At 60.8% G+C, this 21,967-nt stretch carries 22 protein-coding genes; 7 read left to right on the top strand and 15 right to left on the bottom strand.

Going from position 1 to position 21,967, the window contains the following annotated elements; translation table 11 throughout:
• Positions 1–126 precede the first annotated feature (126 nt).
• Complete coding sequence (locus EK416_RS03270) at positions 127–825, bottom strand: aspartate/glutamate racemase family protein (protein WP_127076042.1); 699 nt, start codon at positions 823–825, stop codon at positions 127–129.
• 56 nt (positions 826–881) lie between these two features.
• Complete coding sequence (locus EK416_RS03265; RefSeq protein ID WP_245433921.1) at positions 882–2,621, bottom strand: long-chain-fatty-acid--CoA ligase; 1,740 nt, start codon at positions 2,619–2,621, stop codon at positions 882–884.
• A 281-nt stretch (positions 2,622–2,902) separates the two neighbouring features.
• On the opposite strand from EK416_RS03265, the gene EK416_RS03260 reads away from it, so the two are divergent.
• From EK416_RS03260 to EK416_RS03250, 3 genes are all read left to right on the top strand, one after another.
• Positions 2,903–3,172 (top strand): acyl carrier protein, encoded by a 270-nt coding sequence (locus EK416_RS03260; RefSeq protein ID WP_127076040.1) that lies wholly within the window; start codon positions 2,903–2,905, stop codon positions 3,170–3,172.
• Between the two features lie 63 nt (positions 3,173–3,235).
• Positions 3,236–4,462, top strand: a complete 1,227-nt coding sequence (locus EK416_RS03255) for a beta-ketoacyl-[acyl-carrier-protein] synthase family protein (RefSeq protein ID WP_127076039.1) — start codon at positions 3,236–3,238, stop codon at positions 4,460–4,462.
• A gap of 288 nt (positions 4,463–4,750) precedes the next feature.
• A complete protein-coding gene (locus EK416_RS03250) occupies positions 4,751–5,704 on the top strand; it encodes a TerC family protein (RefSeq protein WP_127076038.1) in 954 nt (317 codons plus the stop codon).
• 251 nt (positions 5,705–5,955) lie between these two features.
• On the opposite strand, the gene EK416_RS03245 is transcribed toward EK416_RS03250, so the two are convergent.
• Positions 5,956–6,405, bottom strand: coding sequence for a DUF2141 domain-containing protein (locus EK416_RS03245; protein WP_127076037.1), 450 nt, complete (start codon positions 6,403–6,405; stop codon positions 5,956–5,958).
• A 380-nt stretch (positions 6,406–6,785) separates the two neighbouring features.
• Between EK416_RS03245 and EK416_RS03240 the strand changes: the two genes are divergently transcribed.
• The 4 genes from EK416_RS03240 to EK416_RS03220 all read left to right on the top strand — a co-directional run bounded on the left by EK416_RS03240 (position 6,786) and on the right by EK416_RS03220 (position 13,448).
• Complete coding sequence (locus EK416_RS03240; RefSeq protein WP_127076036.1) at positions 6,786–7,328, top strand: cysteine rich repeat-containing protein; 543 nt, start codon at positions 6,786–6,788, stop codon at positions 7,326–7,328.
• A 250-nt stretch (positions 7,329–7,578) separates the two neighbouring features.
• Positions 7,579–8,874 carry a tyrosine-type recombinase/integrase gene (locus tag EK416_RS03235; RefSeq protein ID WP_127076035.1) on the top strand — a complete coding sequence of 432 codons (1,296 nt, stop codon included), beginning with the start codon at positions 7,579–7,581 and terminating at the stop codon, positions 8,872–8,874.
• A gap of 333 nt (positions 8,875–9,207) precedes the next feature.
• Complete coding sequence (locus EK416_RS03225; RefSeq protein WP_127076033.1) at positions 9,208–9,525, top strand: hypothetical protein; 318 nt, start codon at positions 9,208–9,210, stop codon at positions 9,523–9,525.
• A 344-nt stretch (positions 9,526–9,869) separates the two neighbouring features.
• Positions 9,870–13,448, top strand: a complete 3,579-nt coding sequence (locus EK416_RS03220) for a CheR family methyltransferase (protein WP_127076032.1) — start codon at positions 9,870–9,872, stop codon at positions 13,446–13,448.
• Between the two features lie 231 nt (positions 13,449–13,679).
• Here the strand turns inward: EK416_RS03220 and EK416_RS03215 are convergent, their stop codons facing one another.
• From EK416_RS03215 to EK416_RS03160, 12 genes are all read right to left on the bottom strand, one after another.
• Positions 13,680–13,904, bottom strand: coding sequence for a hypothetical protein (locus EK416_RS03215; protein ID WP_127076031.1), 225 nt, complete (start codon positions 13,902–13,904; stop codon positions 13,680–13,682).
• Between the two features lie 147 nt (positions 13,905–14,051).
• Entirely contained in the window at positions 14,052–14,354 is a 303-nt protein-coding gene (locus EK416_RS03210; RefSeq protein WP_127076030.1) for a hypothetical protein, read from the bottom strand.
• Positions 14,355–14,356: 2 nt separating this feature from the next.
• Positions 14,357–14,719 carry a hypothetical protein gene (locus tag EK416_RS03205; protein WP_127076029.1) on the bottom strand — a complete coding sequence of 121 codons (363 nt, stop codon included), beginning with the start codon at positions 14,717–14,719 and terminating at the stop codon, positions 14,357–14,359.
• Complete coding sequence (locus EK416_RS03200; protein WP_164729829.1) at positions 14,716–15,783, bottom strand: glycoside hydrolase family protein; 1,068 nt, start codon at positions 15,781–15,783, stop codon at positions 14,716–14,718. Before EK416_RS03200 ends, EK416_RS03205 begins: the two co-directional genes overlap by 4 nt.
• 14 nt (positions 15,784–15,797) lie before the next feature.
• A complete protein-coding gene (locus EK416_RS03195; protein WP_127076027.1) occupies positions 15,798–17,036 on the bottom strand; it encodes a phage late control D family protein in 1,239 nt (412 codons plus the stop codon).
• Positions 17,037–17,038: 2 nt separating this feature from the next.
• Positions 17,039–17,254, bottom strand: a complete 216-nt coding sequence (locus tag EK416_RS03190) for a tail protein X (RefSeq protein WP_127076026.1) — start codon at positions 17,252–17,254, stop codon at positions 17,039–17,041.
• Positions 17,254–17,652 carry a phage tail protein gene (locus EK416_RS03185; RefSeq protein WP_127076025.1) on the bottom strand — a complete coding sequence of 133 codons (399 nt, stop codon included), beginning with the start codon at positions 17,650–17,652 and terminating at the stop codon, positions 17,254–17,256. The genes EK416_RS03190 and EK416_RS03185 overlap by 1 nt, the downstream gene beginning before the upstream one ends.
• Positions 17,653–17,662: 10 nt before the next feature.
• Complete coding sequence (locus EK416_RS03180) at positions 17,663–19,582, bottom strand: phage tail tape measure protein (RefSeq protein WP_127076024.1); 1,920 nt, start codon at positions 19,580–19,582, stop codon at positions 17,663–17,665.
• A gap of 1 nt (position 19,583) precedes the next feature.
• The gene (locus tag EK416_RS03175) at positions 19,584–19,700 is read right to left on the bottom strand and encodes a GpE family phage tail protein (protein WP_245433920.1); all 117 of its coding nucleotides are present in this window, start codon (positions 19,698–19,700) and stop codon (positions 19,584–19,586) included.
• A 20-nt stretch (positions 19,701–19,720) separates the two neighbouring features.
• Positions 19,721–19,993, bottom strand: coding sequence for a phage tail assembly protein (locus EK416_RS03170; protein ID WP_127076023.1), 273 nt, complete (start codon positions 19,991–19,993; stop codon positions 19,721–19,723).
• Positions 19,994–20,001: 8 nt separating this feature from the next.
• On the bottom strand, positions 20,002–20,508 hold the full coding sequence (locus EK416_RS03165) for a phage major tail tube protein (protein WP_127076022.1): 507 nt from the start codon (positions 20,506–20,508) through the stop codon (positions 20,002–20,004).
• Positions 20,508–21,911, bottom strand: coding sequence for a phage tail sheath subtilisin-like domain-containing protein (locus EK416_RS03160; protein WP_127076021.1), 1,404 nt, complete (start codon positions 21,909–21,911; stop codon positions 20,508–20,510). Before EK416_RS03160 ends, EK416_RS03165 begins: the two co-directional genes overlap by 1 nt.
• Positions 21,912–21,967 lie beyond the last annotated feature (56 nt).

The following is a 21,967-nucleotide window of genomic DNA, read 5'->3' as shown; positions in this document are numbered from 1 at the left end:
CACACCATCATACGACGCGACGGGTGTCGTCGAATTGGTCGGCACCTTGTCGCGTGACAGCCGGGCGGGAGAAGCCCTGCCGACAGGGGCAGACTTCTCCATTCCTGAACGACGGAATGACGCACATTACCTGTCGTCCAGCGCCCGTGTGATCGCAGCGCGGGCGTGAATCGTTGTGGTATCGAAGAGGGGCACGGAGCAATCCTCTTCCGAGATGAGAAGCATGATTTCCGTGCAGCCCATTATGATGGCCTGTGCCCCGCGCTCCACCAGACGCGCCATGATTTCACGATACGCTCGACGCGAGGCGTCGTTGACCCGCCCGGCGACAAGCTCGCGATAGATCACGTCATGCACGAGGCTCCGGTCTGTTTCGTCGGGAACCAGCACTTCCAGTCCGAAACGGCTCGAAAGCCGATCCTTGTAAAAGGTCTGTTCCATGGTGAAAGCCGTGCCCAGCAGGCCAATGCGGGTATATCCAGCCGCCCGGACTCTCTCGCCGGTCGGATCGGCAATATGCAAAAGCGGAATGGAAACGCTCGCAGCCACCTCGTCCGCCGTTCGATGCATCGTATTCGTGCAGAGCAACAGGAAGTCCGCGCCTCCCCGCTCAAGGCGCTTCGCCGCATCGATCATCTCGGCGGTCAGCGATGCCCAGTCGCCATCGTGCTGCAGGCGCTCGATGTGGGCGAAATCGACCGAGAACATGAGGATCCGGGCCGAATGAACACCGCCCATCCGTTCTCTGACGCCCTGATTGATGATGCGATAGTATTGGGCTGAACTTTCCCAACTCATTCCGCCGATAAGGCCGATGGTCTTCATAGCGTTTATTCCGCGTGGGCCGGCCCGGCCGAACCGGGCCCCCCTGTTAATCCCCGTCAATGCGGCTTCGCAACCTCCTCCGCCTTCAGCTCCTTCTTCGAGAGCTTGCCGATCAGCGTCTTCGGCAGTTCGGCGCGGAATTCGATGTCGGCTGGAAGCTCGATCTTTGAAATGCGCTCTTTCAGGAAATCGAGCATTTCTTCCTTTGTGACCTGCTGGCCTTCGCGCAGTTTCACGAACGCCTTCGGCGCTTCGCCGCGATACTTGTCCGGCACGCCGATCACGGTCACCTCGTCCACCGCGGGGTGCTCGTAGATCGCCTCCTCGATGCGCCTCGGATAGACATTGAAACCGGAACAGATGATCAGATCCTTGATGCGGTCGACGATGTAGGTGAAGCCGTCCTCATCCATATAGGCGACATCGCCGGTGCGGAAAAAATCGCCGACGAAGGTGTCGGCCGTTTCCTTCGGCTTGTTCCAGTAGCCTTTCATAACCTGCGGGCCGCGAATGCAGATCTCGCCTTTTTCACCGAGCGGCACTTCCTCTTTCGGATCGCCGAGCTTTCTGAGCGACATCTCGGTACCGGGCACCGGCAGGCCGATGGAGCATTCCTTTTTGGGACCGTTCAGCGGATTGATATGCGTGACGGGCGAGGTTTCCGACAGGCCGTAGCCCTCCACGAGGCCGCATCCGGACACGCGTTCGAAATCGCGGCGCACTTCGAGCGGAAGCGCCGCGCCGCCGGAAATGCAGAACTTCAGCGACGAAAGATCGTGATCCTTGATGTCCGGCACCTTTGCCATGGCGTTGAACAGCGTCGGCACGCCCGCCATGATGGTGGGCTTCGTCTGGTCGATGGTCTTCAGAGCGAGTTTCAGTTCAAAGCGCGGCAGCATGATCATCTGCGCGCCCTTGAGGATCGCGAAATTCATGAGGCCCGTCATCGCAAACGAATGAAAGAACGGGATCACGCAGAAAAAGCGCTCTTCACCGGGGATGGCGAGGCCCGGAAACCAGGCGGCCGCCTGCTGCACGTTGACCGAGAGGTTCGCATGGGTGAGCATCGCGCCTTTCGGGGTGCCCGTCGTGCCCCCCGTATATTGAAGCGCCGCGACGGATTGCACGTCGATGGCGCGGCGGTCGTAATTGCCATCGTTGTTCAACAAGTCCTGCGCCGAGACGATACCCTTGCCGGGCGTCCACTTCGCAAGCTCCTTGCCCTTGAAGAGACCGAAGAGGAAGCCCTTCAACCCCGGCAACATCTTCTTGAATGAGGCGACGACCACCGTTTCGAGCGTCCCCTTATCGACGAGCGACTTCGCCTTCGGAAGCGTGGCCGCGAGATCTGCCGTCACCACGATGTTCGCGCCCGCGTCCTTAACCTGATGGGCGAGTTCCGGCACCGTATAAAGCGGGTTGAGGCTCACAACGGTGCCGCCCGCCTTCAGCGTCGCATAATAGAAGATGACGAAGGCCGGACAGTTCGGAAAAAGCAGGCCCACGCGCGTTCCTTCGCGAACGCCGAGGCTTTGCAGCCCCTTGGTTGCGCGGTCGACGGCCGCGCCGAGTTCGGCGTAGGTCATCGTCTTTCCGAAGAACCACGAGGCTGGCTTGTCTGGAAAGCGCGCCACCGTCTCTTCGAGCGTAACCGGCAGGGGCTTCGGTTCGAAGGCTTCAAACCAGTCTACTCCCGGCGGATAGGATCGAAGCCACGCCCGAGACGTCGCCGTCGATTCCTCCTGAATTTCCTTGTCGTTCGTTTCCAAAATATGCGGTTGATCGTGCCCGTCCATGGCCGTTTCCATCCCCTGACAACATGCGTTTTCTTATTTTTTCGACGCGTACGGTATCATCTAAGTAATGAGGCCGAAATGCCTACCAACGGCGAACGTTCATCTCTGCGACATCGACAGCACGCCGCTCGCTCTACACGGGGCGATCCATATTTCCCCAGCCCGGACCGCCCCCGCCGCGAGTTCACTGGACTTGACCCCGGATTGCCGCTAATCGTTCCCGACGCGCCATAAGGAATCGAAACCGCAGCATGAATTGCGGTTCCGCCAGGGAGCCTCGAATGGACGACGTCGCCGAAAAAATCATAGCAATCCTGCGCAAGAACATGCGCCATCCGGAGAAAGAGATAACCCTCGACACCAGGCTGACCGATCTTGAAATCGAGTCGCTGGATCTTGCCGTTATCGTTTTCGATATCGAGGATACTTTCGGAATTCAAATTCCATACAACGCCAACGAGGAAGTGGCAGATTTCGCCACGGTCGGCTCGGTGGTCGACAAGGTCACGGCGGTGCTCGCATCGCAGAACGCGTCGGGCGCGGCGGCTTGACGGCCCAGCGCGGCCGGACCGGGCCGCGCTCCCGCCCATCTGTCAGTCCTGGGGGAGTCCCGAATGAGCGAGAGGAATAGCGGTCGCCGCGTGGCGATCACGGGGACGGGCGTCGTCTCGGCTCTCGGCACGGGCGTGGAGAAATTCTGGGACGCGATCAAGGCAGGCGAGAACGGCATCGCGCCGCTGGCCGGTTTCCCGTTGCAAGACCTTTACATCACCATCGGCGGCGAGGTGAAAAACTTCGATGCGCGCGAGCTATGCAAGAGCCGGGGCGCGCAGCTTTCCGACCGCTTCACCCAATACGCCTGCGCTGCCGCGTGGGAGGCCGTGCGCCAGTCCGGGCTTGAAGGTCCGCTCGGCGAACGGGCAGCATGCATCGTCGGGTCCGGCGGGGGCGGGCTTACGACACAGGAAAAGGCATACGAAGACATCTTCGTTCATAAAAAGAAGGCGACGCACCCTCTCACGCTCCTGAAGACTATCAGCAGTTCGTCGCCCGCGCATATCAGCATCGAGCACGGCATTACGGGGCCGGTGTTCGGCACGGTCAGCGCCTGCTCGACGGCGGCGCATGCGATCGGCCTCGCCTTCCAGATGATCCGCTCCGGCCTGGTGAATGTGGCGGTCGCGGGCGCGTCGGAGGCGTCGCTCAATTACGGCTGCATGCGGGCCTGGCAAGCGATGCGCGTGCTTTCGCCGGAAGGATGCTTCCCCTTTTCCAGTCGGCGCAACGGCACGGTGATCGCCGAGGGCGCGGGCATCCTCCTGCTCGAAGACCTGGAGCATGCGAGAGCGCGCGGCGCGGCGGTGCTCGGCGAAGTGCTGGGCTTCGGCATGACCTCCGACGCCGCCGACATGGTCAACCCCGATATCGAAGGTCCGACGCGGGCGATGCAGATCGCGCTCGACGACGCGAGGCTCTCGCCGGGCGACATCGACTATCTCAACGCCCACGGCACCGCCACGGCCGCGAACGACATCAACGAAACGCGCGCCATTCGCAAGGTTTTCGGCGCGCATGCGGACAGCCTCGCGGTGTCTTCAACGAAATCGATGCACGGCCATTGCCTCGGTGCGGGCGGAGGCCTGGAAGCGGTGGTCTGCGTGCAGGCGATGCGGGACGGCTTCATTCCGGCAACCATCGGGCTCGATGAACCGGGCGAAGGCTGCGACCTCGACTATGTGCCGAACGAAGGACGCCATCGCGCTCTCGGCTACACAATGTCCAACTCCTTTGCCTTCGGAGGGCTCAACGCCGTTCTGGTTTTTGGCCCCGCCACTAATTGACCACAATTCAGCCGATTTCCAGCCTTATTCATCCCATGGTCTGGATAGGTCGCGGTGGAACTGGAAGGTCACCATCGCGGCACCCAATTCAGGGAGCGACAAGACGACCGCCGTGTTAATCGGTGTCTCGCGGATTTGTTCGCCCCGTTCGTCTCGTCCGACCGCCGCGATTTTGCAGGCCCTCAATCCGCGATCCGGACGGCAGTCAGGCGTCGCTTAAGCGCTTCTCGGATAAGACGAACTGAAGCAACCGTGAACGCGTGCCCTTATTAAAGGATCCTCGTTTCGATGTTTGAAGAGCATTCCATCTGGGCGTGGCTTGGATTCACGGCCCTCATTCTCACGATCCTCGCCGCCGATCTCGGCCTGTTCCACAGGAAGGCGCGCGCTATTCCCGTGCGGGAGGCGTTGATCATGACCGCGGGCTATATCGCGCTCGCGCTCTGCTTCAACGCCTGGATCTATTTCGAGTTCGGCAACCAGAAAGCGGTCGAATTCCTGACCGGCTACTTCATCGAATACGCCCTGTCGATGGACAACATTCTGGTGTTCGTCATCATCTTTACCTATTTTCAGGTGCCGTCGCATTTGCAGATGCGGGTGCTCCTGTGGGGTATTCTCGCCGCTCTCGTGCTGCGCGGGGCGTTCATTCTCGCGGGCTATGCGCTGATCGAAAACTTCCACTTCACCGTGCTCTTCCTCGGCGCGTTCCTCGTCTATACCGGCTTCAAGACGATGGCGTCCGGCGAGGAGGCCGTCGACCTCGAAAACAGCCGCATCGTGAGATGGACACGGCGCGTGCTGCCAATGACGACCGAATATCACGGCGAACGGTTCTTCGTTCGGCTCTCCGGCACCGGCAAGCGCGTGGCAACGCCGCTGTTTCTTGTGCTCATCGTGCTGAACATCACCGATATCGTCTTCGCCCTCGATTCGATCCCGGCGATCTTCGCGATCACGCGGGACCCGTTCATCGTCTACACTTCAAACGTGTTCGCGATCCTCGGCCTTCGCGCCCTGTTCTTTGCGCTGCGCGGGATGGTGGACAAGTTCCGCTATCTGAAATACGGGCTCTCCCTCACGCTTGTGTTCATCGGCATCAAGATGATCTTCAACTATCCCGAAGAATTGCCGGACATCCCGACCGAATGGGCGCTTGGCGTTACGGCGCTTCTGATCTTCGGATCGATCGGGCTGTCGCTCGTCAAAAACCGTGCCGAAGAAAAGGCGGCCTCTCAGTAGGCGGCGGCGCAGCAAAAAAACCGCCTGGCGCTCCTCCGCGCGGTTTCAGGGCGTGGCGTCTGACGGTGCTGCCCGCCGATTGAGTCGATCAATGCGGATGCGCCTGGTGGAATTCCGACGTTTGCATCCGTTTGCAGCACGCTGGCGAGCAAATGTCGGAATCGAAAGAACCCTGGCAACCGGTGGAGCTTTTGAATTCGACATTTGAGCGAAAGCAGCAGCAACCAGGTCTCAAATGTCGAATTGCTCAATTAGAAGAAATATTTTGCGGTGATTGCGACGCGCGTGTCGCCCGCGATTTCAAAGGCGCTTTTGGCGAATTCCGGCTTGCCGTAGAGCATCGGGTTGTTAGAAACGCCGATGCCCTCGGTCGGGATGCCGACAATATTGGTGTCGAGCTTGCCGTCGCCGTTCTCATCGTGAATGGACGCCACCGCGTAGACGCCCGGCTTTAGGCCGCTGTACGTCACCACGACCCTGCCGCCGCGAATGATGGCGCTGCCCTGCTTCACCGGCCGCCCCGTGACACAATCGGGAAAAACGGCCTTGTTGGATGTCTCGGCCGAGAAAACGCAGAGCTTGACCTCGCCCCTGTCGGACCGAAGCCCGTCGATGACGATCGTCAGGTCGGCGGCGGCGGCACTCGCCAGACCGCAGCCGAAAAACGCAGCCACGGCCGCCGGAAGAATACGCACTGACATGAAAGACCTTGAAATCGTGAAGGAGGGCCTTCAGCCAAGCCGGATTATCCCCAGAAGTCAAGGTTTGTCGGGTGTCATGTCGCGCAGGTCTTCGCCCGAGCCGGCCCGCCGATAGCGCGTGCGTTGTCGGGAAGTGGACGCCCGGCCGGTGTGGCCCTGCAACGCCGGCAGCGCGCCTCTTTCGCATCCGTCACGCGGCATGGCACGGGATCATGAACGGCCATTCAGCACGCGTTACATCCCGTTACAGTCCGTTGCGCCTTCGCACCGCCGCCAACACGTTTAGCCTTCGTTACGGCGAATTCCAGCCGGAATTTTCTGGCATTCATTACGCTCAGATTCGCTCGCGCCGGTTGAGGCGCGCGCGCCCGGAGACTTCGATGTTCAAGCCCGCAAAATACGTGTTTCTCGCCGGTCTGGTTGCCGGCTCATCGGCGGCCGCCGCAGCCGACCTGCCGCCCGAAATTCTCGACAGCGTCATGCAGACCTGTCGGCCCGATTATCATCGGCTTTGTTCCGATGTTCTTCCCGGCGAGGGCCGGGTTGGCCGCTGTCTGCTCGACAACGAGGCGCAGCTCAATCCCGGCTGCCTCAAGGCGATCAAGTTCGCCTATGCCATTGAAGTGTGCATGCCGGACTATCGCCGCTTCTGCAACGGCGTTCAGCCCGGCGGCGGAAAGATCGTGGAATGCCTCGGCGACCGCATCGAGAGCCTGAATTCCGAATGCCGCCGCGTCGTGATCGCGAACCTGCCTTATTCGTCGCCGCGCCGCGACTACAGCTATTACAGCGGTTACGACCGCTTCTCCCGCGAGGAACGCTTCGGCGGCGAGCGTTATCGGGATGTTACGCCCCCTCCCCCGCCCGCCTACGACTCGGACGGGGATGAAGGGCCGGACGATGACGGCGATCCGATCAAATAGATTTCGCACCGCCGCGCGTTGCGCGGAGCGACCCGATTAGCCGGCTGGGCTGCCGCCCCTTTCTCCCCGCGAGAGGAAGGGGCGGATTTCGTTTTGTTTCATGCATTCCGCTAATGGTCACAAATTATCCTGCAATATCATCGTTATTGAGCCGCGATAGCCGGTTATGGTATGGCTGACGGCACCGACCTAGCCGGGATAAATGTTTACCTTAGAGTGCACCTTGGATGGCTAGGTACACGGCGGAAGCATGGCCATCAAACTCACAGCGACAGCAATCACCGCGCTCAAACCGAAAGATAAAGCCTACGAGCTCAGCGACGTGGAATCGGGTCTCCGCATCGTAGTGCGTCCATCCGGCTCGAAATCGTTCGTGGTGCGTTATCGATTCGGAAAGCGCTTCGGAAAGGTGACGCTCGGGCCGTGCTCTGACCTATCATTGACGGAAGCCCGGGAACGAGCTCGCAACGCCATGAAGCTCGTCCGCCAAGGCGTCGAACCGGCAGAGCAGAAAAAAGCAGAACGGGCCACCCGCCTTGCGGCCATGGAGGAGAGGCGGGCATCGGCGAACCTGATAGAAAATGTGGTCGACGCCTACGTCCAGCGCCACGTCCGCAAATTGAAGTCAGGGGCCGAGGTCGAGCGCACCTTGCGCCAGCATGTGGTGAAGGCATGGGGCGGCCGCCGAATTGAAAGCGTCACCCGAAGAGACATATTGCGGCTTACCGACCCGCTGATGGAACGCGGGCACGCGGCGACAGCAAACCAAGTATTTGCCAAGGCACGCGCGCTCTTCTCCTGGGCGCTCGCCCGTGATCTGCCGGGCTACGAACATTCACCTTTCGAGAAGCTTAGACCCCCCTCCCCTCGATCATCGCGTGAGCGCGTTCTCAGCGACGATGAACTCGGCGCCGTGCTCGCTGCCTCGAGTGCCTTGGGAACTCCTTGGCGTGAGTTTGTACGTTTATTGATCTATACCGGAGCGCGTCGCAACGAGGTGGCATCCGCACCATGGGTGGAGTTCACCGGGCTCGACACGGCCGATCCGCGCTGGGAAATCCCCGGCGAACGCACAAAGAACGGCCGCCCGTTACTTCTTCCCCTGCCCCGCGACGCCGCTAAGATGCTGGCGGACATGCCTCGCATTGGCGAGCACGGGCTCGCGTTCACGGTCACCGGAGGCACCCCCCTTGTTGCTTTTTCCGACGCCAAGGAGCGACTCGACGCGGCCATGCTCGCCATCGCGCGCAAGGAAGCCGCCGAACTCGGGGAAGACCCGGAGAAGATTCAGGCCCTCCCTCGTTGGACATGGCATGACCTGCGCCGCTCGACGGCCACAGGCATGGCAGGCCTCGGCGTGCAGCCTCACGTCATCGAAGCTGTGCTGAACCACGTGTCGGGCGCGAAGGCTGGTGTCGCTGGGATCTACAATCGCCACGCCTACTTCGCTGAGAAGAAGGCTGCGCTCGCCCTATGGGCGAAGCATGTCGCCGAGGTGGAAGGCGTAGCGCCGTCTATGGCAAATGTCGCGCCGCTCCACGGATAATCGTTGACATATGGCAAACCTTGTCACATCTATTTGCAATGGAACGATACAATATGAGGCAGATATGTCCAACCCACCAAAGGGGAACCTGATCACCTCCGCCCGCGTCCGAGAGATTTGCGGCAACGTCTCAGACTCAACGCTCTACCGTTGGCTACGAACCGAATGCCTCGGCTTTCCGAAGCCGTATTATATTCGCAAGCGCCGCTACTGGGATGTTGAGGAAGTCCGCCAATTCATGGGCACCCAGCGCACGGCAACCTGAAAGCGGGCGCCGACTATGCTCGCTTTTTCTTCGCTCTGAAGGTTTACAGTATGCAAACTTTGATGCCTATGGAAAAGCCTACTGTCGTCTCCCACCGCGAGGCCCGCGAAATCGCGCTGCGGCTTATCTCCGGCTCGTTTCGTCGCGACCGAGAGAAACTTCCGCCCGCCAGCAAACCACGCCTCTCGGTGCCAATGCGTGCCGACGACGATGACATGCGGCTGCTCTCCTACATCGAACAGAACGAAGCCGCAGTGCGTCGCTTCCCGTTCGAAGGCGGGCGGACCGAACTTCAAGAAGCCCTTCACCGCGCAGCGGCGGCTGAGGCAAGTCTGGCTAATCTCACCGAATGCCTGCACCGGCGACCGGCGACGAAGGACGCATGACCGTCCGGAGATAGAGACTTATCTCCGGACGGGGTCCATAGACCTCGTTCTGAGGTAGCCCGGAAGAGGCTGAGAACGACATGAAGAATGTTTCGGGGAAGACACGCTTCTTGTTGCTACGGAAGACCAGATCAACCAGAAGCCGCAACAATCCAATTACACAGCCCAAGATGAAAAGGGTTGAATCATACCTTGGTCGTGACATAACAATTTTATGCTCACGAAACGTCCATAGCAGTGGCTTCAAGATTACTCTTGTTTGCATGCAACAAGGTTATGGATCATAATAAATATCAACTTGATCTATGCGCCGCTATCTTAACCAATAACTAGGGCAAAATATCGTGACAGCGAACAAGCCGCGCCGCGCAAAAGGCCCAGGCGCCTCAGACAAGGCTTCATTGATCTCTGAGGAAACCAACTCCCTTCACGCTCCACGGTTCGCCAAGAACTCGTCGTCCCTCATCGTCGGCGTAGGGGCGTCGGTCGGCGGCCTGGAGGCGTTCAAAACCTTCTTCGAAAATATGCCGTCCGACAGCGGCATGGTCTTCGTGCTTGTTCAGCACCTTGCCCCCGACCACAAAAGCATGCTTGCAGACATTCTGGGCAAGACCACCGCCATGCCTGTGACAGAGGCGGTGGACGGAAGCGAAGTCCTGCCGAACCAGGTGTTCGTCATCCCTTCAAACGCCACCCTCACCGTCGCGAATGGACGTTTTGTCGTTATTAAACCTGCGCCGCCACGTGGGATTCGCCGCCCGATCGATACGTTCATGTTTTCCCTCGCTCGCGATCAGGGCGAGAATGCCGTTTGCGTGATCCTCTCCGGAACCGGAAGCGACGGCTCTCTCGGGTTGGTCTCGATCAAGGAACACGGCGGCCTCACGATCGCACAGGGCGAAGTCGAACATCAGGCCAAGCTTGGCATGCCGCGCAGCGCGGCGGCGACAGGCTTCGTCGATTATGTCTTGCAGGTGAAGGACATTCCGGCGAAACTGCTCGAATATAAACATCATCTCGTGAAGGCGAAGGCGCACAAGAATGCCGAAGGCATCCGTGAAGATGCAGCCAAGCATCTGCTTGAGATAGCCGCGTTGCTTCGCAACGCGGTCGGCCATGATTTTTCAGAGTACAAGGAAAAAACTTTCGTGCGACGTATTCAGCGGCGCATGCTTGTACTGCACCTTGATAGCATAGAGGACTATCTCAAAGAACTGCAAGGCAATCCAAAAGAACTTGAATTATTGTTTCGCGATCTCCTGATCGGGGTCACTCAATTCTTTCGCGATCCAGCCGCCTTCGAGGCGCTGGAGACGAAAGTCATACCGGGTCTCGTTGCGGGCAAAGGCGTCGACGATCAGGTGCGTGTCTGGGTCGCGGGATGCGCCACGGGTGAGGAAGCCTATTCGATCGCCATCCTTTTGATGGAAGCCGTCGCAAAGCTGCCCTCCGCCCCGAAAATTATGATCTTTGCGACCGACATCGACGATCGTGCGATAGCGCACGCCCGCGCCGGACGATACCCACGCGCGCTGCTGGACTCCGTCTCGCCGCAACGGCTCCAACGGTGGTTCGTTCGCGAGTGCGATCATTATGCCGTCTCGCCGGAGCTCCGGGAAACCATCGTTTTCTCGGTTCACAACGTGCTTCGCGATCCGCCCTTCTCCAAACTCGATCTGATTTCCTGTCGAAATCTCCTGATCTATCTCGATACAGCGCTGCAAGACCGACTTATCCCGATCTTCCATTATGCACTTCGTTCGAGCGGTTATCTCTTTCTCGGGCCATCCGAAAGTATCGCCCGGCAGGAGCATTTCTTTACCGAGGCAGACAAGAAACATCGTCTTTTCGCGCGACGCAACGACACTCCCGCTGCGCTGCCGAGTCTGCCCTTGTCGTCCGCTGCGTCGAGAGGCATGATCGCCTCTGCGGCTGGCGCACCTAATCGGCCTGCAGTGGAAAGCGGCATCGAAAGAGGCGCGCGGCGTGTGATGGAGAGATATGCTCCGGCCCATCTTCTCATCGACCAGAAACATCAGGTGATCAGTTTTTCGGGACAAACCGGAAAATATCTCGATCCGCAGCCGGGTGCCGCCAGCTTTAACCTCTTCAATCTCATCCAGAATGCTCTGCGTCCGGCGGTTCGCTCTCTACTGCAAAAAGCAGCAGCGACAGGGTTCAGGGCGGTGCAAGAGAACGTCCCGATTGAAATTGCAGGCAAGAGCGATTCCATAAACCTCATTGTGGAGCCGGTTCTTCCTGGCGTGGGTCAGGCCTCGCACTACATCGTCATTTTTCAGGAAATAGAGACACTGAAAGAGCCGGCGGAAGCACGCGACAAGGAAGACCGGAGCAGTGGCAGTCGAGAACTCGAAGCCGAACTAAGGGCCATCAGGGTACGCCTTCAGGCGGCTCTCGACGAGGCGGAGCAGGCGAATGAAGACCTGAAATCTGCGAACGACGAATATCAGTCTCTCAATGAGGAACTGCAATCCTCCAACGAAGAGTTGGAGTCATCAAAAGAGGAAATGCAGTCGATCAACGAGGAGCTGCAAACCGTAAATAACGAACTCAGCGAAAAAAACACCATTTTGCATCGATTGAACAGCGATCTTCAAAATTTGCTGGAAAGCACGGACATCGCCATCCTGTTCCTCGACAACGATTTATGCGTGCGCACTTTTACGGCCGCTTGCACGAAACTTTTCCACCTGCGCGAAGCCGACCGGGGACGCCCCGTTATAGAGATCGCCAGCCGTCTTAGCTATCACGCCATCGAAGCGGATGTTCGGCGCGCCCTGGCGGCGCTGTCCGTTGTGGAGCGCGAGGTTCACATGCCCGATAACGGGACAACGTTCCTGATGCGCGTAAGGCCATATCGGACACTCAATGGTGTCGTTGATGGGGTCGTTATCACGTTCGTCGACATTTTCGAACAAAAGCGCCATCAGGAAACCCTTGCGTTCCTGGCCGCGATTGTCGAATCCTCGGATGACGCGATCATCGGCCATTCGCTTGATGGCATAATTTCCAGCTGGAACACGGGTGCGGAGAAGATTTTCTACTACACTGCGGAGGAGATAGTGGGTAAGCCGCTTTCCACCCTCGTCGCCCCGGGTGAGAAGGACGAGATACCCGGCGTTCTGGAGAGGGTGAAGACTGGCGAGGCGGTCAAGTGCCTTGAAACCCTGCTCGCGGCGAAAGACGGAAGACACATCCCTATGTCGATAACCGTCTCTCCCGTGCGCAACGCGGATGGCAGCATCGGCGCCGCATCGATCGTGGCGCGAGACGTTAGCGAAACGGTTCGCTCGGAACGGCAGCGAGACCTGCTAATGAAAGAACTGGATCATCGAACCAAAAACACTCTTGCGACTGTGGCTGCGATTTCGAGAGAAACCGCGAGACACGCGACGACCCTTGCCGAGTTCGCCGACGCCTTCCAGTCTCGTCTTATGGCGCTTTCGAAAACGCACAATCTTCTTACCGAGAGCCATTGGAAGGGCGCTTCCTTGCGACGCATCTTCGCTTCGGAGCTCTCGCCCTACGATCAAGACTGCGATAACCCACGCTTTACGCTCGATGGCGAGAGCGTGAACTTGACACCTGGGCAAGCCCAAATGCTCGGGATGGCTGTTCATGAACTGACGACGAATGCCGCGAAATATGGCGCGCTTTCCACCAAGTCAGGCAGGGTTGAGGTCACCTGGAGCGTCGACAGGAGCGGGGCGGAAGAGGTCGCGCGGATTCAATGGGTCGAGATTGGGGGGCCGCCGGTGAAGCCGCCGACGCGGTCTGGATTCGGGTCTGAACTGATTGAAGACGGCCTCTCGTTCGAAACAGGAAGTGACGTTCGTCTGGAGTTCGCGTCTGCGGGTCTTAGATGCTCGATCGCGATGCCGCTCATGCGCGCCGAAAAGTGAGGCCAGCCTAACCCCAATTTGACGCTTCGCTATCATTGAGCAGGACGAGACCGGACTCCCTTTTTAACCCGACAATTTCGCGCCGTCGTGTTCGCTCGATCCAAGTCTGAACTCTGTAGAGACGGATGCGACAAGCGCGCGGATAAAAATGCTGCGCAGAGTGCGCGAAGCAAAGGGAAGGCAAACCCATGAGCAGAAGAGAATGAGCAGCCCGGCATAGTGCCGCTTCGGTTAGTGATTTTCAAAATTCGTCATTTTGCGAATGTATTTAAGACGACGCTCAAGATTATGAATTCGCGCGTTGCTCACCTTCTGGGCGGCGTCAAACGCGTCTTTTAGTCGGACGATTTCTTTGTCTAGCCGTGCTTTCGCTCCGTTAAAGCCTTTTTCATAGACGGCATGGCTTGCATTGCGGAGTTGTTCGTTTTCTTCTTCTAATTCCTCACGCGTTTTCATGACGGCTTTCTTTCCAGAAAAATCAGCGAGATTTAATGATTGTTAGGCGGCTTTGTTCCCGGGTGTGGGCGCCCCCAGCTTTCGATTGTTAACTCTGTCCTAATAGCTTTCATAGCAGGCGAACTAAAAAGCGGCTCGCGCGCGACTTTATGAAAACCACCTCCGCCGCCCCTCGATCACACGGTCGAGGCGATCCGCCAGCCGGTTGATCGCCTCCACGACCTCGGAGCGGACGCCGGCGAGCGTCTCGTCGGTCGCAAACCTTTTGGCGGCTTCGATCTTGAATTCGGCCAGTTGCCTTTCGAGCTCGCCCGCTTTCTTGTTGGCCGCGTCGGCTGTTTCCTTCGCCGCTTCTGCCGTCCTCTTGGTCAGCGCCCAGGCAGCCGCCACCGAACAGATGGCGGTTATGAGCGTGAGGAGGATCGTGAGAGGCAGGGTCACTTCCTGCATGGTTACCTCTGTGTGCGGCGGTTCTGGACGGGCGCCTTCTTCTGCGCCTGCACCTGCCGCTCCTTGATCTGACCGGCCTCAAAGCCGCGCTGATGAGCGGTTTCGTCCACGTGCTGCCACGTGAAGAACGCGCCGATAGCAAGCCCCATGCACAAGAGGAGCTTTCGCCCCTGCGGATCCTGAGCCCATCCCGCGAGCACCTGAAGAAACAAATAGAGGACGTTCGTCGCGAAGGTGACGAGCACGAGGACGATCTGGCCGATGGGAAGGCCAAGCCACGACAGTCCGTTGAGCTTGCCGAGCCAGGTGCTGGCCGCGCCAAGGATCGGCAACAGCCACGGGAGCGCTTTCGCGATGGCGATCATTGGCGCACCTCATCCGAAGGGATGGCGCCCTGGTAGTCGTTATTGCGGTAGGCGTCCCTCAGCTCTGTCAGAACCCACCGGATCAGCAAGGCGGCGAGAATGAAGCCCGCCACGATGATGAGCGCCTTGTTGTCGGCGATTATCTGCCATACGCCATTCAGCGCAGAGAACGTGCCGGTGGCTTGGCTCGCCGCGTCCGGCAGAGAGGCCGCCGCGCCTCCGCCTAGGCCGAGCCACATGAGGATCTTCTCCACCCATGAGAGCTTCTTCGCGAGCGGATCCGTGGCCGTAAGCTGTCGCGTCTTCGTGGCGGATCGTTCTGCGGGGATGACAGACTGCGCGGTGTCGAGCGTATCGTCGTAGCGCTCGTACCAAACGCCTGCATCGCCCTCGAGGCCATGGTCGCGCTGGAAAGCAGCGATGCCGCGCGCGGAAGCTCGCCCGTGAAGACCGTCGACAGCGCCGACAGGATAGCCGAGCGCGCGGAGCCGAGCCTGCACCTGGCGGAACCGCGCGTCAAAGTAAGGAGCGGTGGTCGGCCGGCTTACGTAGCCTTCGGAGGCGTCGTCGCTCTCATCCGCGACGCGGCCCGATGCGATGGCGCCAGACTGCCACATCTTGACTTCCTCGCGCCGCCGGCGGGATAGGCCAGAAAGTTGCTTGCCGCCGGTCGTCCGGCTGAACTTCGGCAGATCTCTGACGGGGGCGTCGTAGTCGCCTTTGTTCAGGGCCTTGATGAACGAGGCTTGCTTGCTTCCACGCCGCCCCGTAATCCAGCCGGTGCCGACGTTATAGCCCCACGACACGAGCGCATCGAACTGGTTCTGGCTGAGCGGAACCCGCACCGCGGCGTTCACAGCGGCGGCCACGCGATCCACCTCAAGCCTGAGCTGTCGCTCCGCTTCGGCCCGCGTGATCTTTTCGCCAAGCTTCACCGGCCTCGTGAGATCCCATTTCGTGGTGCCCCAACCGATGGTCGGCACGTTCGCCGGGCAAAGATACGCGTTTGCGTAGAAGCTCTCGAAGCTCTTGATGAAATCGATGCACGCTTGTGATGGCTTCATGGTCATGTTTCCCCTCATTTCGGCAAGTTGATGGGGTCGCCGCCGGTCGGTTCCGGTGGCGCGTTCGGATCAATCTTGTCGTCTTTGGACGGCTTGGTTTTGGAGACGTTGCCGGCCGCGTCTTCCTGCTTTTCGTCGAAGAGTTCGGCCGTGATGTTCGTCGTGTAGCCGCCGCCAGGCTCGAAGCGGTGCGTGCAGCTCTTGATGCGCCAAAGCTCCGGGATGTAGGCGCGGAAGCTCGCCAGAACGAGCTTCGCCTCGGCCCGGATCGTCGGTTCGCCGCCCACCTGGCAGGAGAAGCCCGCCTTCCCGCGACTGGACTTGTTCTTGTAGGCCGAGACGGCGGCCTTCGCTTCGGCCTCGTTGTGGTGCGTGTAGCGCAGGTCGTGATAGGGCGCCTTGCCGATGGTGACAGCCTTGCGCTCGCTCGTCCGGATGTCGTGCCAATGCGCGCGCACGCCGCCCTTTTCACCGACGGCAGGGGTGTCGCTCGGCAGGTTGATGGTGTCGCCACCGTCCAGCTGATCGGACGGCGGCAAGCGGCTGTCGCCCGCCACCTTCTGATCGGTGCCCCCGCTCCCGCCCATGCCGGCGGCCTCGCCCGCTTCGTCGCGGGCGCTGTACTGGAAACGCCATTGCGAGCACATCGATTCCGTGAGCGTCACAACGGGCAGTTCAGCGCCCGTCACGCTCTTGCCGGTGCCCTTCTTCGCGACCGCGAGCTTTCCGTCGACAGGGCGAGCAACACCGTCATGCAGCCCCGCAAGGCGCGTTGCGAAGGCCATGTCGCTTTCGTTGTGCTGGTCGATGTGGCGAACGACGATACGAGCAAGGGCCGGGTCAACCTTCGGCTCGTAGCCGCTTCGCTCGGCCACCTCCTTCATGATCGCGGCGATGGTCTTCTGGTGGTAGGACTGCGTGCGAGGCGTGCGGTAGCTCTTCGGCATCTTCGCCGCGCGTCCGGTCACCGTGAGCGTGCGCGGCGGGCTCTCGACCGAGATGTCGTCAATGAGGTATGTGCCCATGTGGGCTTTGACGCCGTCCTTGTATCCGAGCAGCACCTCGATCGTCGTTCCGACAAGCGGGATTTCCACCAAGGCGCCATCGAGGAAGCGCGCGCGGTCATCGAGCTTGATGCTGACGCGGTCGCTCTTGTCCTCGGCTTCGTCGTGCACCTCCACGGACATGAGGCGGTCGGCGAGCCTGTCGAAGATATTCTCGCCGTTGCTGATGATCTCGCAGATCAGCTGCATCGCTACCCCCATATCCTGATGATGGGTGTGGCGGCAGGGCGCGGCAGATCCGGCAGGATCACGAGCGTCCCGGCCGGGAGCTTCGGCCCCAGCACGGCGAGGCGACGGTTGGCCTCGTAGACGCGCTCGACCGCGAGGGCTTGCTGACCCTTCTCGTAGTAGCGCCAGCAAATCTCATCGATCATGTCGCCGTTTTTGGTGAGGTACGTGTCGGTCATCACAAGCCCCCATCCTCGCCGTAGCTTTTGATTTCGAGCTTGAACTCCTGCTTGCGCGGCGTGCCGTCGGCGAAGAAGTGGGTTTGCGTCTCCTCCACGTTCATGATGACGAAGCGGCCGAAGATCTTCCCGGCGCCGGACACCAGCACGTGAGGCGTCCCCTTCGACGCGGCGGAGCGCATGGCGTCGATCTGCCGGGCCCCGCCCTTCCACGTGGGATAGACGGTCCCTTCAAGCCGGATTGTCGTGTGGCCCTGCCCGATGAACTGCATCGCCGGATGGCGGCCGATGCGCTCCTGGCTTTCCCAGCGATATTCATCGGTGCGCTGCAGGTTCGTGTACGCCGCCGTGTCTATCGAGAAGCGGTAAGGACCGAGGCCCATCATGATCGCTGCCATATCGCCTCCCTCAATCCGAAAGATGCGATTGAACAGCGGCGCGCTGCTGCGCGGCCTGAGCGGCGAGCGCGGAACGGATCGCGGCCTGCATCTCGGCAGGAGTGCCGGAACCGCCCTGCACGTTGATCGCGCCGACGTGCACCGACGCATCGATGCTTTGCGGCTTGTGGACGACGAGAGGCTCGGGGATCGTCAGCTTCTGCGCTTGCACCGTCCCGGCTTGAACCGTCTGCGTTTCGACTTGGCGAGATTGCCCGAACGGAACAGTCGGAACCTTCGGCGCTGTCATGGTCGACGCACGGCTCTCAGGCAGCGGGCTGAGCCACTCCGGCGGGCGTTTCACCCAATCGGGTGCCCAGTCCGCCCCTCGCCCTTCCGGCGCGGGGGCGACAAATGCAGGCGGTACGACTGAAGGCGCGGCTGGCGTTTCCACCTTCGTATCGCCACCCGTGATCCAGTCCGGCATCCAGGCAGTGAGTGCCGACACTTTCTCGCGGAGCCAGTTCTCGATGCGCGCCCAGCCCGCCTTCATCCCTTCCCACAGGGAATCGATGAGCTTCGAGCCCGCGTCGATCAAGGACACGCCCGTGAAGTATTCGATCACCGCGTCGATGCCGCGGGCGATGTGCACGAGCGGGTTGAACCCATGGAGCAGCTTCAACACACCGACGATGAAGCCCTGCTCGAAACCGGACGTCGCTCGGGTCCAGAGGTTGTCCCAGTAGGCGACGAACGCGTCCCATTTCTGGTAGAGCACATAGGCAGCGCCAGCGATGGCCGTGATGCCGATCAGGAACCAGCCGACCGGCGTCATCAGAAGCGCTGATGAGAGCTGAATAACGCCAGCCACCGCAAGCGCCAGCGAGCCCACGAACGGACCGGCAATATACACCCCAACGGCGATCATGGCCGCGTTCAGCGGCCCGCCGAGGAAGTCGATTACGGGCTGGATCCGCTGCGCCCAGCGCATGAACTCATCGCCAATCGCCGCAATGCGCTGGCGCAGATCGGAGGAGGGATTAAGGAGATCGCGCACGACGCGCGTGATCTTCCCCGCCCATTCTTCGATTTTTGTCTGGATGAGCTTGCGGTTCGCTTCGAGCCATTTCAGAGAGGATTCCGCCGCGTCGTTGAGCACGGGCAGCAGCTGCGCGCCGAGGCGGTTGCGGAACGATTCCAGGCGGCGCTCAAGCGCGTCGAGGTTCTCGCGATAGACGGCAGAAAAGGCCACGACGTCGTTGCCAAGGATGGTCCCGCTTTCGCGCGCTTCGACGCGAAGCTCACGGATCTGTGCGGCCGTCAGGCCGATCATCTTCAGCATTTCTTCGCCGCCGAAGAGCCCTTCCACAACCTTGATGCGGTCCATCTCCTTCAGCTTGCCGATGCGTTCGATGATCTCCGAGAAGAGCGCGGCCGGCGTCTGCATCTTCGCCTTCAACTCGCCGGCGCGGTATCCGAGCTTCTTGAACGCTTCGGCGCCCGCGCCTTCGCCCGTCTCCACGAATTCGAGCGCGCGGCGGCGCAGATCCTTCAGGCTCGCGGCCATCAACCCAGTGTCGACGCCGCTCTTGCGACCGGCATATTGAAGTTCTTGAAGCACCTCGGCGCTTATGCCCGCCGCCTTGGAGAGCTTGTCGAAGTCTTCGGACAGGGCGGAGACATGCTTGCCAAGCGATGTGGCTGCCGCGATCGCGCCGCCACCGCCCAGGCCGAGCGCCGCGATGAAGGCGCTGAGCCGCCCCATGCTCTGGCCGAAGCCGTCACGCACGCGGGCGAGCGCCTCGCCGAGGCGGCGGGCGGCTGCCGTCACGCGGTCGAGGCCGATGGCGCGCGACAGCGAAGCGAAGCGCTCCTGAATGCGCTGGATGCCCGCCGACACGCCATCGAGGAGCGTCAGTTTGACTTGGGCTTCAGCTACGTTCGCGGCCATCTTACTTCGCCTTCACTCTTTCTTCCGCGAGGCCCCGCCAGAAAAGAAGTTCCTGCGGGGTCAGTTCGAGCAGTTCGGACAAGGGCCAGTGAAAGACGGTCGCGAGATCCGCAATCAAGCTTGAGGCGGCTTCCCAACTCAGCGCCGAGGCCGCTTCTTCCCGATAAAACCCTCGATGATCGTCGCAACCCCCTCGATATCGGCGGCGTCCATTTCCTCGACGCCCTCGGGCGGCCAGCCGGACAACCGCGAGATCAGAAAGAACGTCTGCGCGCTGCCAGCGTCCTCGCGCTCGAGATCGCGGATGTCGCGCGCCTTGACGCGGCGCAGCTTGATTTCGGTGCGCTCGCTGCCCTCGAACGTGACGGGCACGAGGAGTTTGTAGATCGTCTCTTTGGCCGGTGCTGCCATGGCTTCCTCTACAGTCCGATGTTCGTGCGATGCGCCGCCAGTTGATCCACGCCGCCGATGGTGCGGATCATGTTGTCGATGTCGATTTCGCAGTACTCGACATCCTTCTGGCGGTAGCGGAAGTAGCTGAGGTCGACGTTCACGGTGCGCGAGCTCTTCGCTCCGAGCGTCCAGGCGGAGCTTTCCAGCCCGCGAAACAGCCCGCGCATATTGATGACCACCGGCTCCGCGTCAGAGCCTTGCGCCTGCACGGAGCCGCGCGCGACCACCGCCACGCCATCCTTGCCGAGCAAGGAAAGCATCTGCGGGCCGAGGTCCGAGATGACGAAGGAGAGCTTCAGCTCTTCCATGCCGAGCTCGATGCCGCGCGGCGCATCCATGCCGCCTGCGCGGTGCTTCTCGACCACGAAGTTAAGGGCTGGAAGCGTGATGGTGTCCGCCTTGCCAGCAAAGGACTCGCCATCGACATAGAGGTTGAAGTTCTTCAGCTGGCGCGGGAGAGCGATGAGAGCCATTACACCAGATCCTCGAGGTAGTCGTTGACAAGGTGCGAGCGGAACGTGACGCGCTCGGCCGGATAGGGCGGCGTGAAGTCGAAGTCGAAGACAGCGTGTCCATCAGAGATGCTGTCGGGCGTGTTCAAATCCGGGTTGGGCCAGCAATCGCCGCCGAGGATGGCACCGAGCGATGTGAGCGTGCGGAGGTAGGCGCGAACGCTTTCGGACACGTCATCGAAGTAGGTCTTCGTGATACCCCGGTCGACCGCCCACAGATGCGCGCGCAGGATGGAATCGTTGATCATGTCGGCGGTGCGAACCACGGCCAAGAAAGCGTATTTGGCGTCGGATGAAAGCGTGCGGTTGCCCCACAGCCGGTAGCCGTCCTCGCGAATGACGGTCGCGACCTTCATCTCGTTGAGGAGGTTCGCGCGGCTATTCGCATCGCTAAGAGCGAAGTCGATAGGCCGTGCGGTGCCGAGGATGCCGTTGATATTCTGGTTCGACGGCGACCACCAGAAGCCCCGATCATTGTCGCTCTTAGCGATGAGGCCCGCCACACAGGCGCTCGTCGGCACGTTGACGATGTTCGTGGCGCGCTGAACCTTGACGAACGGATCGACCAGATAGACGCGCTTCGACCCGAAGTCGCCCGCGTACTGAACGGCCGCTTCATCGGTGGTGTTCGGGCCGTCAGCGATGACCACCGCGCGCAGACGCTCGGCGATGCCGACGAGTTCGGCGACAACCGGGTTTGCAGACGGGCCGGTGACGGCCGTTGCGGCCGCGCCCGCGCCGTCGCCCGCGATGGCCACAGCAGGCGCGTTCGTGTAGCCGCGCCCCGGCTTGGTGACCACGATGGATGTGATGATGCCGCCGGAAATGACGGCTTCGGCTTCGGCGCCCGTGCCGCCCCCGCCCGTGAGCGTGACGGTCGCGTGCGTATAATTCGCGCCGCCGTTCGAAAGCTGGATGCGGTCCACGCCGACCGGCCGGTCGCCGGTGAAGCCAGGCGCGATCAGAATGCGCGGGGTGACACCGAGACGAGACTGAGCGCCGAGCAGCGCGTGCACGCCCTTGTAAGAACCATCGGGCGCAACGCCGCCGATGACGTTCGCTACCGTCTCGTCGCCATCATCGCCTTCGGCGACGCGGATGACGACGACAACCGCGCCGATCTGGTCGAAGATCTGGTCGAGCGCACCGGGCAACGTTCCAAGTCCAGTTCCGACCGTATCGAGGAGCGCAGCCTTGGCGCGCGAGCCCGCGATCTGCACCGGGGTGTCGAGCGGGAATTCGGAAAGTTTGGCATTTTCGGCGGTGCCGACGATGCCGATAACGGACGAGCGGACGGTGCGAACCGGGCGCGGGCCGTCGTCAATCTCGATAACCTCAACGCCGTGCAGAAAGTCCGTCGTCATGTGTCGACTCCAATAGTCCGAGTTGACACGGTGTAAACGAGGCGCGCGCGCCGCGC

The organism is Rhodomicrobium lacus, assembly GCF_003992725.1.
In the GTDB taxonomy this organism is placed as follows: Bacteria; Pseudomonadota; Alphaproteobacteria; order Rhizobiales; family Rhodomicrobiaceae; genus Rhodomicrobium; species Rhodomicrobium lacus.
The sequence above is the reverse complement of the archived record's forward strand: the minus strand, read 5'-3'. Positions and strand labels throughout refer to the sequence as shown.

What these genes read in the sequence shown, in the direction of transcription:
- EK416_RS03265 (WP_245433921.1), bottom strand. Translation starts at nt 2,621, where the DNA reads ATGGACGGGCACGATCAACCGCATATTTTGGAAACGAACGACAAGGAA.
- EK416_RS03185 (WP_127076025.1), bottom strand. Translation starts at nt 17,652, where the DNA reads ATGGCAGCGATCATGATGGGCCTCGGTCCTTACCGCTTCTCGATAGAC.
- EK416_RS03235 (WP_127076035.1), top strand. Translation starts at nt 7,579, where the DNA reads ATGGCCATCAAACTCACAGCGACAGCAATCACCGCGCTCAAACCGAAA.
- EK416_RS03240 (WP_127076036.1), top strand. Translation starts at nt 6,786, where the DNA reads ATGTTCAAGCCCGCAAAATACGTGTTTCTCGCCGGTCTGGTTGCCGGC.
- EK416_RS03210 (WP_127076030.1), bottom strand. Translation starts at nt 14,354, where the DNA reads ATGCAGGAAGTGACCCTGCCTCTCACGATCCTCCTCACGCTCATAACC.
- EK416_RS03165 (WP_127076022.1), bottom strand. Translation starts at nt 20,508, where the DNA reads ATGGCTCTCATCGCTCTCCCGCGCCAGCTGAAGAACTTCAACCTCTAT.
- EK416_RS03255 (WP_127076039.1), top strand. Translation starts at nt 3,236, where the DNA reads ATGAGCGAGAGGAATAGCGGTCGCCGCGTGGCGATCACGGGGACGGGC.
- EK416_RS03270 (WP_127076042.1), bottom strand. Translation starts at nt 825, where the DNA reads ATGAAGACCATCGGCCTTATCGGCGGAATGAGTTGGGAAAGTTCAGCC.
- EK416_RS03250 (WP_127076038.1), top strand. Translation starts at nt 4,751, where the DNA reads ATGTTTGAAGAGCATTCCATCTGGGCGTGGCTTGGATTCACGGCCCTC.
- EK416_RS03200 (WP_164729829.1), bottom strand. Translation starts at nt 15,783, where the DNA reads ATGAAGCCATCACAAGCGTGCATCGATTTCATCAAGAGCTTCGAGAGC.
- EK416_RS03180 (WP_127076024.1), bottom strand. Translation starts at nt 19,582, where the DNA reads ATGGCCGCGAACGTAGCTGAAGCCCAAGTCAAACTGACGCTCCTCGAT.
- EK416_RS03170 (WP_127076023.1), bottom strand. Translation starts at nt 19,993, where the DNA reads ATGGCAGCACCGGCCAAAGAGACGATCTACAAACTCCTCGTGCCCGTC.
- EK416_RS03215 (WP_127076031.1), bottom strand. Translation starts at nt 13,904, where the DNA reads ATGAAAACGCGTGAGGAATTAGAAGAAGAAAACGAACAACTCCGCAAT.
- EK416_RS03260 (WP_127076040.1), top strand. Translation starts at nt 2,903, where the DNA reads ATGGACGACGTCGCCGAAAAAATCATAGCAATCCTGCGCAAGAACATG.
- EK416_RS03160 (WP_127076021.1), bottom strand. Translation starts at nt 21,911, where the DNA reads ATGACGACGGACTTTCTGCACGGCGTTGAGGTTATCGAGATTGACGAC.
- EK416_RS03245 (WP_127076037.1), bottom strand. Translation starts at nt 6,405, where the DNA reads ATGTCAGTGCGTATTCTTCCGGCGGCCGTGGCTGCGTTTTTCGGCTGC.
- EK416_RS03225 (WP_127076033.1), top strand. Translation starts at nt 9,208, where the DNA reads ATGGAAAAGCCTACTGTCGTCTCCCACCGCGAGGCCCGCGAAATCGCG.
- EK416_RS03195 (WP_127076027.1), bottom strand. Translation starts at nt 17,036, where the DNA reads ATGCAGCTGATCTGCGAGATCATCAGCAACGGCGAGAATATCTTCGAC.
- EK416_RS03205 (WP_127076029.1), bottom strand. Translation starts at nt 14,719, where the DNA reads ATGATCGCCATCGCGAAAGCGCTCCCGTGGCTGTTGCCGATCCTTGGC.
- EK416_RS03190 (WP_127076026.1), bottom strand. Translation starts at nt 17,254, where the DNA reads ATGACCGACACGTACCTCACCAAAAACGGCGACATGATCGATGAGATT.